This is a genomic window from Winogradskyella sp. 4-2091, assembly GCF_045765065.1.
In the GTDB taxonomy this organism is placed as follows: Bacteria; Bacteroidota; Bacteroidia; order Flavobacteriales; family Flavobacteriaceae; genus Winogradskyella.
Window position 1 is genome coordinate 102,178 of record NZ_JBJKOD010000002.1, and the last position, 15,704, is coordinate 117,881.

Genomic DNA, 15,704 nt, shown 5'->3' on the forward strand with positions numbered 1-15,704 from the left:
CCTATGTTTACTTTAAAATAAACACAGGGATAAAAATAATATTTGATCCTAAATTTAATTCGTTAAATTAGGATTTCTATCAATCTCATCCTGTGGGATTGGAGTATCGTAATCAACAGCTGAGTTCCATTCTGGTTTCGCTCCCTCATAACCTGAAGCACTAAAAACCTGGTCTCCTAATTGTCTTCTTTTGATGTCATACCATCTCTTACATTCGAATGCAAGTTCAATTCTACGTTCTTCAAGAACATCTGCAACAGTAATTGAACCAAGATCAGCAGGAACTGCACTAGCTGCTACTGTTTCTTCAACGTAACCACCATTAGTCGTTTCACCACCATTTCTTGCTCTACCTCTTACTTCGTTAAGAAAACCAAGAGCTAATGGGCTTCCTACTTCAACTCCTGCTTCTGCAGCAATCAATAAAACCTCTGCATAACGCATCATAGAATAGTTATGACTTGTTGCTCTCTTACTACCTCTCGCAAATTCTCCTGGATAACGAGAGTACTTTGCCATATAAGGCTGGTTTGCTGCATGCTCATGTCCACTAATATCAAACTGAGTAAAATCTACTGTAGTACCATTAATAGTAGCTTCTGTTTGGAAACTTACACGTGTTCTATAATCATCTGCATCAAATGATTGGTAAACAGCCATTGTAGGCACAGCAACAGACCATCCGTCATCACCTCTAATACCACACATTGGAGATATTTGATCATATGCATTATCTGGAGCTTCTACATTGTTATAATCTAATGCGAAAATTGGCTCTATAGAGTTATCAATTTTATTAGCATTAAATAACGTTTGAAAATCTGGATCTAAAGCATAATTATAAGTCCCTGCATTCTGAATTACTTCATAAGCTTCATCATATGCCATTTGGAAATAAGTCATATCACTTGTTCCTGCTCTAGTTAAATATACTAGTGCTAAATAAGAACTTGCCGCTCCTTTAGAAGGTATAGATCTAGAAGCCTGTGTATTTGGCAACCAAGTTTTAGCCCATTGTAAATCTGCTATTATTCTATCATATACTTCAGATTCAGGTGTATTACTTAGAGAACTAGCTGCTCCGATATCATCAACTGGAGTATCAATGTAAGGAACATCACCAAAAAGTCTTACCAAATGAAAATAATAAAACGCTCTAGCAAAATAAGCTTGTGCCGTAACTGGGTTTTTAACAGCTTCATCAACCGCTACATCCTCAGCACCTGCAATGGCATTATTTGCTGCTGCAATTCCTAAATAAATTCTAGTCCATGGATCATATACCATTTCATTATCACCTGTAATTGTATGTGTATCCATTTCAACTCTACGTGTTTGAGTAGATTGAAGGTTAACCATATCAGAACGTAACATCAATGCAATAGAAAGTTTTCTTCCCCAAATTTCTTCGTTAATAGCATGTGTTAAGGAACCATCTATAGCGGTTTGAATATCCTGAGTAGATGTAAAGAAACCATCTGGCGATAATAAACCAACAGGCTCTTCTTCTAAATCTGAACATCCCATTATTGACAATCCCATTATCAATAACATTAAAATTTTAAAAGTCTTCATAATTTTTTCTTTTTAATTAAAACTGTTTTTTTCTAAAATATACGATTAAAATTTCACATTTAGACTAAAACTCACCGATTTAACTGTCGGGTAATTTCCAAAATCAAAACCTCTAACCGTATTACTTGCTGTATTATTATCACCAGCAGAGCCATAATAGTTAACCTCAGGATCTAAACCAGAATAATCTGTAATCGTTAATAGATTCTGTGCACTAAGTGTTAATCTTAGGTTTTCAATTCCTAATTTTTCAATCATTTCTGTAGGGAAAGAGTAACCAACAGCAATGTTTTTTAATCTGATATAACTACCGTCCTCTACGAAACGAGAAGAAATTTCTCTAAAACTGTTATTCCCTACACGAGGTTGATCAGTGTTAGGGCTAGCAGCCGTCCAAGCACTATTGTAATAATCATAAGTTGTATTAGCATCACCGTTATTTAACTGCACATTAGTCATGTTAAAAATCTCACCTCCTTGAGAACCTTGGAAAAAGACATTTAAATCCCAGTTCTTATACGAAAAGTTGTTTGTAATACCCCAAGTAAAATCTGGGTTTGGATTACCGATAATTGTTTGGTCATCGTTAGTAATATCACCACTTCCATCTATATCAGCAAATAATGGATCTCCTGCTGAAGCTCCTGGCAATGTAGCTGTACCGGCTGGTAACGCACCTCCTTGGAAGACACCTGCATAATCATATCCGTAGAATAAACCTACTTCTTCACCTTCTCTTAAGATAGCCGTGTTATTTACACTAAAATAACTTGGCGCACCATTTTGGAAATAATCATCACCATTAATTAATGTTGTTACAGAGTTTTTATTAGTAGCGAACACTAAATCTGTAGACCAGCTAAAGTTATCGTTAGTAATATTTCTAGTATTTAAAGAAATTTCAAATCCTTTGTTATTTATTTCACCAACATTTTTCAATATTTGATCATTGTAGAAACCTAAATACCAAGGTAATCCTCTATCAACCATGATTAAGTCCTTAGTATCAATGTTATAATAATCTAATGATAAAGAAACTTTACTGTTAAATAAACCTATATCTAATCCAAAGTTAGATTGGTAAGATGTTTCCCATTTAAGATCTGGGTTAGAAGGTTGGTTTGGCGTAATAGCCGGTACAGTTCCACCATTACTAGACGCATAAATACTAGCTAAACTTGCTAACGATTCGTAAGCACCAATTGATGGGTTACCTGTAAGACCATAACTGGCTCTGAATTTTAAGTTAGAGATAGTTTCATTATCACTTAAGAAATCTTCATTTGAAATTTTCCAACCAAACGCAGCTGAAGGGAAAATTGCATACTTTTCATTTTCAGCAAAGTTAGATGCACCATCACGTCTTACTGTAGCAGTTAATAAGTATTTATCATCATAATCGTAGTTTAATCTACCAAATTGAGATTGAATTTCAGTTTCAGTTTCATAGATATCTCCTGATCCACCATTAATTAAATTAGTAGCAGTCCATAAACCGTAGTAAGAGAATGAATCTGATATAGTACCAGTACCTTCGCTGTAAAACCCTTTTCTAACTGTTTTTTGGTAAGAATATCCTGCTAATAAAGTTAAATTACCTTTTCCTATTTCTTTATTGTACGTTAAGTAGTTTTCACTTAAAATAGTTTTAGTTTTATCTTCTGACATGATAGCTCTACCATCTAAGCCTCTACCAGCTGTAACAGCTAAAGTTCTAGGCATGTATATTCCTCTAAACTCATTCTTATTACTTAAACCGAAAGTTGTTTTAAATGCAAGACCTTCAATAATTTCGTAGTTTGCATAAAAATTCGCTCTAAAATCTTCTATTTCAGTATCATCATCTCTTTGTGTAGCAACCGCGTATGGGTTATCTACCTCATCACCAATTAAATCATTTGTTGAAAAAGTTCCGTCATCATTATAGATTCCTTTGTCTGGTGCGAAACGCATTGCTAAAGAAACAACATCATCACCACCCACAGTAACTGATCCATTGGATTGAGTAGATACTCCATCTTTTTTACTCATACGACCGTTTAAGTTAAGACCTACTTTTAACTTATCAGTAACTTGTGCATCAAGATTAGACAAGAAAGAAACTCTCTCGTATCCAGAGTTAACTAAGATACCATCTTGCTGAAAATAAGTACCTGAAGCATAATAATTAACTTTTTCAGAACCTCCTGAGAAAGAAACTTGGTTATTTGAAGTACTACCAGCTCTGTAGATTAAATCTTGCCAATCCGTATCGTAATCTCCTTGTACGTATGGAGTTGTATTACCTTGGTTAGCTCTAATTTGATTTTGGTAATCTGCAAAATCACTAGCATTTAATAAATCTAAGCTATTAGCAGTATTTTGAATTGAATATGTAGAATTAAATTCTACAACCAATTTACCACTTCTACCTTTCTTAGTAGTAACTAATACGACACCATTTGATCCTCTAGAACCATAAATAGCCGTTGCTGATGCATCTTTTAAAACCTGAAGTGATTCAATATCTCCAGCTTGTGGCATTGTACCTCCCACAAAACCATCTACAACAATAAGGGGATCACTACTTGCATTAATTGAAGTATTACCTCTAATATTAATTTTAATTGGTGCTCCTGGCTCACCACCATTATTTGATTGAACAACTACACCAGCTGCACGTCCCTGAAGTGCCTGTTCTGCTTCCAATACAGGAAAAGCAGTTAATTCTTCCTTTTTCAAAGAAGATACAGAACCAGTTACATCACTTTTTTTACGAGCTCCATAACCTACAACAACAACTTCACTTAATGAATTATCATCTTCGGCTAATGAAACATTAACAGTAGTCTGACTATCTATTGTAACAGTTTGAGCTACATAACCAACATAAGAAAACTTAAGAACATCGCCTTTGCTTACTTCCAATTGGTATTTACCATCAAAGTCAGTAGAAGTACCTCTACTTGTATTGACAACAATAATATTTGCACCAGGTATGGGCATATTATCGGATGCTCCAGTGACTACACCTGATACGGTATATGCCTCTTGAGCAAAAGCTACTACACTAAAGAAAAGTGCAATAACAGTAATGAGTTTAAATTTTAAATTCATAATTCATTGTTTAGATTAGATTGTTTTATTATTAGTTTATTTTAATAGTAAAGACTCATATTTTACGTAATAAAATGAGAATCTTTTTAAAGTTTTTTACTGGTAAACCAAATTGGTTTACCAGATTGGAAAACCAAATATATATAAATATTTGTTAAATACAACGTTTTCGTAAAATTTATATGTTAAAATAGTTAATATTTAAGGTAATATAGTAAATAACTTAAGGGCTTAATGGACTATAAGTTTGCTAACAACTATTAGTAAATGGGATAAAATAAATCTTTACGATTCTTTATCTCCAAAATAAGATGGTCCTTCGCCTGTTAAAAAATCTTCTCTCACAGGACTAAAAGTATCAATAAGTTGTCCTGCTTCTAAACATACCGCGCTATGTAATAAGTTTGGCTCTATATATACACCGTCACCTGCTTCTACTATTTGTTTTACACCGTCAATTTCAAACTCAAATTTACCTGACACACAATATGTAGCTTGCGTATGAAAATGTTGATGTGGTGCTCCTAATGCGCCTTCTTCAAACTTTACACTAACCATCATGATTTGATTATCATAACCTAAGAACTTTCTAGAAACTCCTCCTCCTAGTTCTTCCCACTCCATATCCTTTGATACAATATACTTTTCGCTAAATCTTTTCATTTTTATTTAATTTTTGAATTATTGCTTTTTTGAGATTTTTTACAACCCTCTAAATGATATATCTTAATTGAAATAATAAGAACCTGACCATTCGTAATTCTTATCATCAATTTTTACATTATGCTTAACTTCTTTAGACGTATTTGTATTCGAGGTTATAAACAACTTCGTTTTACCATTAATAGTAGTAATTGAAATAGCCGTGTACGCGTCAGAATCTAAAACTGTTTTTATGTCTTTAATATTACTTTTTGAATTTAGAGCGGATTCTGAAACTGCACTATAACTTCCGTGTGATTCTATAACAGAAACAAAGGTTCTATTTTTTGATTTTTTTGCTCTTAGAATTAATGCAGGATCACGACGTAAATTAAATTCTGGATCATTTGCTCCAATTCTTGCGAAGATCAATTCATCTTTAGTATTGGTTACTGTTGTTAATGAATAGAACTTATCATTACTGAACCAAGAAAACTTAGTGTTCTCATCTGAAGCTTTTCCTGATCCTTCTAAATACAAATGCTGATAACCATTTTTTGAACCCAATGGTTTTAATATTTCGGGTGAATTGTATTTAAAATTTGTTTGTAATACTTGTCCAAAATAATAAAATGGAAAGTCATATTGATTTGCAGTGGCAGAAGTCACTTTCATTATGTCTAACACAAATGGTTTCTCAAAATCTTCATCTTTAATGATTGCCATGGTGCGGAGCATAGTTGTTCCTGGATAGGCATTTTTTTCAATTGCACTTACTACTTGAACATTATCATTGTCCGAAGAAAAATATTGTAAATCTGAATGATGTAAGCTTCCTATGTCATATTTACCTGTAAAATGAGAAGTTTCATTTTGCGTTACTGTATTATGTGCAATAGTTTGTTTTGCCCAAGTTTTATTTTCTTTAAGGTAATTACCACCACCTTTTTGTTCGATATTTACAAAACGAGATAATCCATAATCTTGAATTACTTCTTCTCCTTTTTCATATAAAGAATAAGACAATTTATCATAATGTCCGTGGCTAGATCCTTGTGATGCATACTTAAAAACCAATTCAATATCTTGGTTTCTCAATATACCAACACCACCTTGCTTTCCTTCTGGACCATCAGATAAGTTAATTGATTTTTTTGTAAATGGCTTTTCATTTCCATTCTTAATACCAAGGGCAACCGCCAAACCAGAATCGTCTAATAAAACTTTATCTTGTTGCTTTGCTATTGACAATAAACCTGGATCTTGATCTCCAAAATGATAAGATACATCAACTGCAGTTACCAATGCGTTTGTATAATAAGACATTCCTTTTTGACCATCATTTAATGGGAAGAAATCGCCATCAGCATCTGATAAATTCAATAACGCGTTTATAGATTTTAGAAGTACACCTTCTTTATATTCAAATATTTTCAATTCTGGTTTTACGTTGTGCAAACCTTCCGCAAAAACTAAAAAAGGATACATAGCGTAACGTTGATAATATGGCCCTTCATTATAATAACCATCTGGCGAAAAAGGCTCTTCTATGTTTGCTAAAAAACCAGCTTTTCCGTCTTTGTTTAGAAAACCACCATCATCATCTTTTTTAGTTGTGTCTAATTTTAAATCTTTTATTCCGTATAAAGCACGATTGATTAATTCTTCATCATCCATAACTAAACCAATCATTCCGACTGCAGCATTACCCCAAGTACTATGGTTATGAACACGTTGGTAAAATTGCGGACTGTCTACAGAGATATGATCTGCAAATGGTCTAAATAAATTAGTCTCTAGCTTGTTTCTCTCTTCTTCTGTTAAATAATTATATATACAATCGTAAGCCTGACTAACATAGACCAACCAATTAGAATCGTTTAAACATTGCCAGAATAATTTTCCTCTTGCATAAGACCTGGTTTTTGGATGTAATGGCAAAGTTTTATAAAGTGCCTCATATTCCATTAGCATATCTTTTACATATTTGGCATATTTTTCATCATCTAAAATTTGATACAATAAGCCAGCTTTATGGAGAACAAACCAATTTTGCTTGTGTCTAGAATGTGTATAACCACCTGAATAATCTTTAGGAATAGGCACTTCTATACCTGCTTCAATTTCCGCATCAACCTCTTCCTTAACTGCTTCTAAAGATTTATCGAAAATTGGAATTGTTCCTAACTGCGCTCTAATATCTTTTACACCTTGAGCTGTTAAAATAAGTTTTGGATGTTCCTTGTTTGCAATTTTTTCATCGTCATTACCTGTTTGGGTTTTATTCTCATTGGCACATGAAAACAAGAAAAGCATTGATACAATGACAAATGATAAACTGAAGGATAATTTAATTTTCATAATATTATAGTTCTAGAATTGGTTTACCAGATTGGTTTACCAAATATATGGTTATTAGATACCTAAACAAAGTATATTGTTAAAAATTACTTAATTTATAAAGTTAGAAGCATAAAATTATACCTCAGCTAATCTTAATTTATAAATCTAACATTCTTTTAATACCAAACTCTAATCCGCGAAGTTCAGCTAAACCTCTCAATCTTCCGATTCCGGAGTAACCTGGGTTAGTTGATTTTTTTAAATCATCTAACATTTGGTGTCCATGGTCTGGTCTCATTGGTATAGAAGCATCTAACCCACTTGTTTTTGTCCTTCTATCTTCTTCAATTAAAGCGGCTTTTACTATGCTAAACATATCTACGTTGCCCTCCAAATGATTAGCTTCATAAAAATTCCCTTTAGTATCTCTTTGCGTACTTCTTAAGTGTAAAAAGTGAACTCTATCAGCAAACCTTTTAAAGATCTTAACCAAATTATTGTCTTCTCTGACACCCAGAGAGCCTGTACAAAACGTTATTCCATTAGCAATATTAGGTACTTGTTCAAATAAATAAGCATAATCTTCTTCTGTGCTTACAACTCTTGGCAATCCTAAAATTGGCATTGGTGGATCGTCTGGATGAATACACATTAATACATTTTTGGATGCTGCAACTGGAATTATATCATTTAAAAATGAAACCAAATTCTTTTTTAATTGATCTGCATCAATATTACTGTATGTATTTAAAACGTCTTGAAATTGTTCTAAAGAATAACCTTCTTCTGCTCCTGGAAGTCCTGCAATTATATTATTTGATAATTTTTCTCTTTCCGTCTCAGTGAGATTATCAAAATAAACTTTAGCATCCGTTTTTTCTTTTTCAGAATACAGTTTAGAGGCTCCAGGCCTTTTTAATAAATACAATTCAAATGCAGCAAAAGCTGTGCTATCAAAACGTAAGGCTTTAGAGCCATCTTCAACACTAAAATCTAATGACGTTCTTGTCCAATCTAGGACTGGCATAAAATTATAACAGATGATATTAATGCCACATGCTGCTAAATTTAATATACTAGTTTTATAATTCTCAATATACGCTTTAAAATTCCCTGAACGTGTTTTGATGTTTTCGTGTACAGGTATGCTTTCTACAACTTTCCAAGAAAGACCTGATTTTTCGATAATTGCTTTTCGCTCTTTTATTTCATCAATTTCCCAAATTTCCCCATTAGGAATATGATGTAATGCCGTAACGACTCCTGTTGCTCCTGCTTGTTTTATATCTGATAAGGAAACTGAATCATTAGGACCGTACCATCGCCATGTTTGTTCCATAGTATAATTATCTAAAAAAATTAAACGCCACTAAATGCACTAAATCCACCATCTATAGGAATAACAATTCCTGTAACAAATTTAGATGCTTCAGAAGCTAAATAATGAATAGCGCCATTAAGCTCATCTGCATTTCCAAAACGATTCATTGGTGTGTTTTGTATAATAGTATTCCCTCTATCAGTATAACTACCATCTTCATTAGTTAGTAATGCTCTATTTTGATTACCAATAAAGAAACCTGGCGCAATGGCATTTACGCGCATTCCATCACCATATTTTTGAGCCAACTCAACAGACATCCATTTTGTAAAATTGTCTATTGCCGCTTTTGATGCTGAATAACCCATAACTCTGGTTATTGCTCTATCTGCAGCCATGGATGATACATTAATAATTGTTCCTATTTTATTTTGAGCCATCACTTTACCAAAAACTAAAGATGGTATAATACTACCAAACAGATTTAAGTCAATAACTTGCTTAAACTGTTCTACATCAACATCAAAAACAGATTGATTTGGACCAACGGTTGCTCCTGGTTTATTTCCACCAGCAGCATTTATCAGCACATCAATTTTACCATAAGTATCAACAATTTTTTTTGCAACGGTTTGAAGACTATCCTCCTCAACCACGTTACAAACGTAACCTTCTACTTTGGCATTAATACTTTTTAATTTCTGTACAGCGTCGCGTAAAGGTTGCTCTTTGTAATGTAACAAAATTACAGTCGCGTTATTTTCTGCTAAATATTTAGCAATACCACCACCAAGAATTCCGCATCCTCCTGTAATAAGAATTACTTTATTTTCTAAATTAAATAAATTCATTATCTATTTTTTATAATAAAATTAATCTCTATCCCTTAATTTGGAGGATAGCAAAGTAAAATTTTTGAAGCGCTTTTTGACTTAAATGTAATTTCAGAAATTGCTGCAGAGATAAATATTTCATCGCCTTGTTTATAGTCGTAATCTTTTCCATTACATGTTATAATTCCATCTCCTGAATAAATTACAGCAACATAGAAACTAGCATTACCTTGCATCGTATAATTACCATCTAAAAGTAATTCATTTAACCCAAAACAATCGGTATGTTTTTTATTAAACAACGTTCTAAATGTAAATTCATCAGAACTCTCTAAAACTTCTGGTGTAATTTTCCACTCCTTGAGCGCTTGTTCCAAATTATAGGTGTTATAGTGAAAACATTCTAACATGGTTTCTTCTCCAACGCCTTGATGAATTAATTCTGGTCCTATTTTTAATCCAGCAGGTGTTGTTTTCTCAACACGCATTGTATAATCCGTAGGTTCTTGAACTTCCATTAAAAAACAACCAGAACCAATGGCATGAGGAACTCCACCATAAATCATAAAGGCATCTCCTGGTTTTACTTCAATTTTATGTAAACACTCTAACATACCTTGTATGTTTTGAGTTTCAAAATGTGATTTCCAAATTTCTTTAGTTACATGTTCTTTAAATCCCATGTAAACTACAGGTTTTTCTCCATCTATTTCTCGTGTATTTAGCACGTACCAAGATTCTGTTTTACCAAACTCAGAATTTAAAATCGTTTTAGCGTATTTTTTATCTGGATGCACTTGTATGGTTAAGCGCTCCATAGAATCTAACATCTTAATAAGTACACCTGTAGTTCCATATTTTTCTGCTAATTCTTTACCTAAAAACAATTCTGGATTAGAATTAATTATGTCCTTTAATGGTACAACGCCTTGCTCTGTTTCAATTAAAGAAAGTCCTTCGTTTTCTGGTCTACCATTGCCACGTGCTGTAACCGTAGACATAATCCATTGTTCTGGCATTTGGCCATCCTCTTCTGAAGGTGCTTTTTTCCATCTATCAATTAATGCACCACCTTCATAAGTTCTCCAAACTCTATTGGAACGTTGTTTTAATGGTATGTGTGCATAATTTTGCAATTCTTTCATTTTTCTTTTAATTTAAAATTTCTATCACTCCTGTAATACCAGTGTACGATGTGTAAATAGAAAACAACAAAATAAGTCCTAAAAAAATGTTCTCCAATAACGTATTTTTATGTTTTCCCATTAAATCAGATCTGTTACTTAAATATAAAATACCTAAGACTGTAGCTGGTAAAATTACCGCATTAAAAACTTGAGATACAACCATTACAAATATTGGCCTAGCGTTAAAAATTGGCACTACAAGACCCAATATAGAGATTAAAAATACCATTATTCTATATTTTGGCAATGTCATATTTCTTTCAGAATTATTATAATCACAAAGCAACCAAGGTAGCATTAAAATATTTGGAAATTGAGATGAAACACCTGCTGAGATTATACCAATTGCAAATACAGATGTTGCAAAACTTCCGGCTAATGGCTCTAGCAAGCCAATCATTTGTGATGCCGTTGACAAACCAATTCGTTCAACATATAGTGTACCAGCAGCAGCTGCCATTATTGAGGCACTAATAACAAACATTAATGTTACTGATACGATGGCATCATTACGTTGTTTTTTTAGGTCCGATATTTTCCAACCTGCTTCTTTTACCAACGTTGTTCTTATGATGAATAAACCTGAGAAAACAGTCGTTCCAACGAGAGATGCAATTATTAAAAACGGACTTTTATCGTTACCTATAGTTTCTGGAATATTTGGTATGAGACCTTTAATAATATCTATTGGAGGCGGCATCATAATAAAAAAGTTTAAAAGGAAACTTGCCGACATAATGGCCACAATTACTGCTAATGCACGTTCAAAGAACTGAGTTTTTCCATTCCAAAAAATAAAATAGACTAATGCTATAAACGTTATGGCAAAATACACAGGAGAAATCCCTCCGTCTACGACACTTTTTGACCACTCAAAACAAATGTCTGCCACAATACCCATTACACCCATTACACTACCACAAACACCAACGGTTAATGCAACAATGAAAAAAATACCAACACCAGGATGTATATGTTTCCTGAAGGCTTGTAAAGCAGTTTCACCAGTGACTAACGTATATTTTCCATATAAATTAATCATAAAAAATGTTGTCAAACAAGATGCTACAATGGTCCACAATAAAGACATTCCATATTCTGCACCAGCTTTAGCCATAGTTGTCACACTACCAGTACCAATATTTAAACCAAGTAAAAATATACCTGGAAGAAATAATGCCATCCATTTTGAAAATTTATTTTTAAAAGTTTGTTTCATAACTAAATTTCTAATTTGGATTAATAATTAAATACATATACTCACACTTGTTTGATTTCATTCTGTAGGACGCGTGCCTTCACCTACTGTAGCCTCTTTAAACCAAACCTCAGCATAAGAACCATTAGCATATTGTTTTGCTATATCGCCATTGTAAGTATCTGAACCAGTGTACCACACGATGTTATCATCAGGACTTTTACCATTAGTTTGGTTGTATGCACCTTGCTTAAAATAATTGAGTTCTCCGGCATAAGCACTGTCGCGCTCTATACCATCACGACCAATTGAAGCGTATAAGGACCATATTTGATCAGGAATATTTTCTTTTGTTGCAAAATCTGACTTTACTAAGTTTTTAGTGAACTTAATGGTTTCATGACCTTTACTGGTAAACGTTAAGTACATAATTCCTTTATGAACATTTATCTCGTAGCTAAACTCTTTACCCAATGCAATACCATCTTTTGGTTCTTCCGGATAAGTATCTGGAGTTTCTCCAACTACTGACATATCATATCCCCAAACTGCTGTTGAAAAATCCCAACGAGCAGAATTGTCTTCACCATCTGTATTTATTTCGTAGTTCCAAAACACAGAACCTTTAGTATGACCAGGAAATTTCTTGTAAAAAATCTTTATAGGTTCGTTTTCATGACCTTCATCACTATGAATTTGCCCAACCACTACAGAATAAGAGGCTGCTACTCTTGCATCACCAGATGTTGACACATGTTGAACTTTTAAGGTTCCTGTTAATTTACCTCCAATTTCTGGTGTCCAATGTTTTTTCTGACCTAATTCCGTTCTTGTATTACTTGAAGTACGTGATGTAATCCCAGAATTTGGCGATTTATAAACTACCCAATCCGTTTCATCTTTTGTTTCAACATAAAAGAAATCTTCCTTTGAAAAATTTACCAATGAATCATTGAAAGTACCATCTCCTAATAATATCTTCCATTCATCCATAAAAGGAATAACATCACTAGGATAAGTTATCGTTTTCTCAGTGTCTTGCTTTGCTTCTGAAATCGATTTACTGTTCTCTTTACAAGCAACTATTACTAATAATGTTAGTATTGTTAATAGTTGTTTTTTCATTTCAATTTTTTGTATGGTTATAACGTATTAGATTCTTGACTTTCGGAAGAATTTATTAATACATTAACTTCTGCTTCAAGTTTTCTTCAGTTTTTATTTGACCTGAATTAGACAGCGTATTATCAGATTCTACATTGTTCTTTGCGCCCCAAAGAATAGATACAAACTGTACATTGTTATTTTTAAAGGTGTTGTTATTGATATTTACATTTACGATACCTCTGTGATTTAATAACATTCCGTTTTTCTCTTTGGCTCCACAATTGGTAAATGTACTATTTGTTACAAGTAAGTTTCCTCCAATTGTAGACTCATCGTAACCACCTCTGTAATAATCAATAACATTTTGTTTTACGTTGGTAAATTGACAGTTATCTATTGTTAAATACTCCGTATTGTAATCACCTCTATCGTTTGTTTCTTCTGACAATTCAATTCCGTTTTCACAGTTAGAAATTGCTGTGTTTTTAAAGGTAATTTCTTCAGAAAAAGATTGCTTATACACTTTTAAAGCGTAATTAAAATTACTGATTTCAGCATCTAACACCTCTAAGCCAAAGTGATTAGACATATTCTCTTTTAAGCTAGCAAAAGCATATTGAGAACCAGTTCCTTTTAATTTTATTCCTTTTAAGGTTAATTTACCATAAGGCTGTAATTCTATAGCTGGTGTATTTGCTGCTCCTGAATATTCAATTTCAACATTTCCTTTAGATTGAATGGTAATGGAATTATTAATGACTAATGATTTTGAAATTTCATAAACACCTTCATTTAAGACAATGACATCACCACTTTCCGCTTCTTTTAGCTTAGCTGTTAATTCTGAAGCATTTGTTACTGCATGTTTTTTAGATGCTTTAGCTTCAACTTGATCTAAATACCAATCTGCACCATATTTAGACTTATCTAATAAGTTTAAACTAATGTTTTCAGCATTTAAAATAGCACCTATTTGGTTTGATTTTTCTCTAGAGTTATTTAACAAATCAGTTTTAATAGTTTCAAAATCATACCCTTTGTAAACTTCTACATCACCAAAACCAGTTGTTGGCACAGCAAGTTCTGTTCCTATATCTGTTAATGACAGTTCTTTAGTAATTAAACCATGGCTGTTTTTAATTTCTACACCATTGTTATCAATTACGTTACTTGCAAAGGTTACACCATCTGCTTTGTCGTGCTCAATAATTGGGTTGGCATCACCTTTAGAGTTATAAATAACATTATTTACAACTTCGGTTCTTAATGGTCTTGCAGATCTAATTTCAGATTTTGGTAATACATCTGCTTGTGCAATGTTTGTACCTACACCAAATTGCCATGGCGAATCTGAATCTACAAATGTATTGTAAGCCACAACAACATCGGTAACTTGATTATATCTGTTTAATGGCGATTTTGGAATTCCGTTCATAATAGCAATCGGACTTCTAAAATTCTTTCCTTTTATTTTGTAGAATAAGTTATTAATGACCCAATGACCTGTGTTAATAATTCTGATTCCACCATATTGGTCATTAACGCCATCTCCAATAAAATAATTTCCGTCTACAGTAACATAGTTTCCATGACGCGTTACAACAGAACCTTCACTTTTATAAAACACATTATTCTTTATAATATTGAAATTGGTTTTACTCGAAATAATTTCTACTTCACCATTACACTCTTCAAATAAGTTGTTTGCAATTAACGTATTACTTGGCGACATAGACGTAAAACTACTTCCTAACTGAATAGTTTCTCCTCTTGCTCCACCTTTTCTTGGTCTGGGCCCAAAGTGATTATTAACAATTTTGTGATAGTTTCTAATACTTTGGTTTCCTTTTAAATCTACTCTTACTGTTGGTCCTCCATTGGTTTTACCAGCAATGTAACAGTTGCTTAATTCATTATGTTTTCCGTAGAATTGTACCCAAAGATTATCTTGGTCTCGCTCTAGATTATTAAAATCTAAAATAACACAATTGGTTACTTTTGAATGATTTGCAACTTCTTTTTCACTTGTTCTAAAGGCGATAACATTAGTTTTCGGTGAATGTCCGTTTCTAAAAAACAAGCCATCTACTACTAAATAATGACCACTAATTTCTAAACTAGACTCTCCTTCTATAAACACTTTTCCTGGTGTTTCTGCTTTTAAAGTAATAGGACTATCTTCTGTACCTTCTCCTACCAATTTAATTTCGAGATTATTATAAGTACCATTTTTTAATACAATATCGTCTCCTGGTTCCGCATTTTTAATAGCGTTCTGTAATTCTTCACTAGTTGAAACTAATAAATTAGATTCTGTATTTGAGTTCGTTTTTTCTCCACAAGAAATAAGTGTGATTAATAAACTAAGAATGATTAAATAATTTTTCATTTGATGTTGTATT

The 15,704-nt window shown here is 32.9% G+C and carries 10 protein-coding genes; all 10 read right to left on the reverse strand.

Features of this window, described 5'->3' with window-relative positions; all coding sequences use genetic code 11:
- Window positions 1-54 precede the first annotated feature (54 nt).
- The 10 genes from ACJBCC_RS02845 to ACJBCC_RS02890 all read right to left on the reverse strand — a co-directional run bounded on the left by ACJBCC_RS02845 (window position 55) and on the right by ACJBCC_RS02890 (window position 15,691).
- Window positions 55-1,575: a RagB/SusD family nutrient uptake outer membrane protein gene (locus ACJBCC_RS02845; RefSeq protein WP_299098486.1), complete on the reverse strand. Its 1,521-nt coding sequence runs from the start codon at window positions 1,573-1,575 to the stop codon at window positions 55-57.
- 45 nt (window positions 1,576-1,620) lie between these two features.
- The gene (locus ACJBCC_RS02850; protein ID WP_299098485.1) at window positions 1,621-4,671 is read right to left on the reverse strand and encodes a TonB-dependent receptor; all 3,051 of its coding nucleotides are present in this window, start codon (window positions 4,669-4,671) and stop codon (window positions 1,621-1,623) included.
- 285 nt (window positions 4,672-4,956) lie between these two features.
- Window positions 4,957-5,334, reverse strand: a complete 378-nt coding sequence (locus ACJBCC_RS02855; protein WP_299098484.1) for a cupin domain-containing protein — start codon at window positions 5,332-5,334, stop codon at window positions 4,957-4,959.
- 63 nt (window positions 5,335-5,397) lie between these two features.
- On the reverse strand, window positions 5,398-7,674 hold the full coding sequence (locus ACJBCC_RS02860) for an alginate lyase family protein (RefSeq protein ID WP_407556333.1): 2,277 nt from the start codon (window positions 7,672-7,674) through the stop codon (window positions 5,398-5,400).
- Between the two features lie 139 nt (window positions 7,675-7,813).
- Window positions 7,814-8,995, reverse strand: a complete 1,182-nt coding sequence (gene uxuA, locus ACJBCC_RS02865; protein WP_299098482.1) for a mannonate dehydratase — start codon at window positions 8,993-8,995, stop codon at window positions 7,814-7,816.
- Window positions 8,996-9,015: 20 nt separating this feature from the next.
- Window positions 9,016-9,828, reverse strand: a complete 813-nt coding sequence (locus tag ACJBCC_RS02870) for an SDR family oxidoreductase (RefSeq protein ID WP_299098481.1) — start codon at window positions 9,826-9,828, stop codon at window positions 9,016-9,018.
- A gap of 35 nt (window positions 9,829-9,863) precedes the next feature.
- A complete protein-coding gene (locus ACJBCC_RS02875) occupies window positions 9,864-10,955 on the reverse strand; it encodes a type I phosphomannose isomerase catalytic subunit (protein ID WP_407556334.1) in 1,092 nt (363 codons plus the stop codon).
- Between the two features lie 7 nt (window positions 10,956-10,962).
- Window positions 10,963-12,216: an Nramp family divalent metal transporter gene (locus ACJBCC_RS02880; RefSeq protein ID WP_407556335.1), complete on the reverse strand. Its 1,254-nt coding sequence runs from the start codon at window positions 12,214-12,216 to the stop codon at window positions 10,963-10,965.
- Between the two features lie 57 nt (window positions 12,217-12,273).
- Window positions 12,274-13,320 (reverse strand): polysaccharide lyase family 7 protein, encoded by a 1,047-nt coding sequence (locus tag ACJBCC_RS02885; protein WP_407556336.1) that lies wholly within the window; start codon window positions 13,318-13,320, stop codon window positions 12,274-12,276.
- Window positions 13,321-13,375: 55 nt separating this feature from the next.
- Window positions 13,376-15,691, reverse strand: coding sequence for a chondroitinase-B domain-containing protein (locus tag ACJBCC_RS02890; protein WP_407556337.1), 2,316 nt, complete (start codon window positions 15,689-15,691; stop codon window positions 13,376-13,378).
- Window positions 15,692-15,704: the final 13 nt, after the last annotated feature.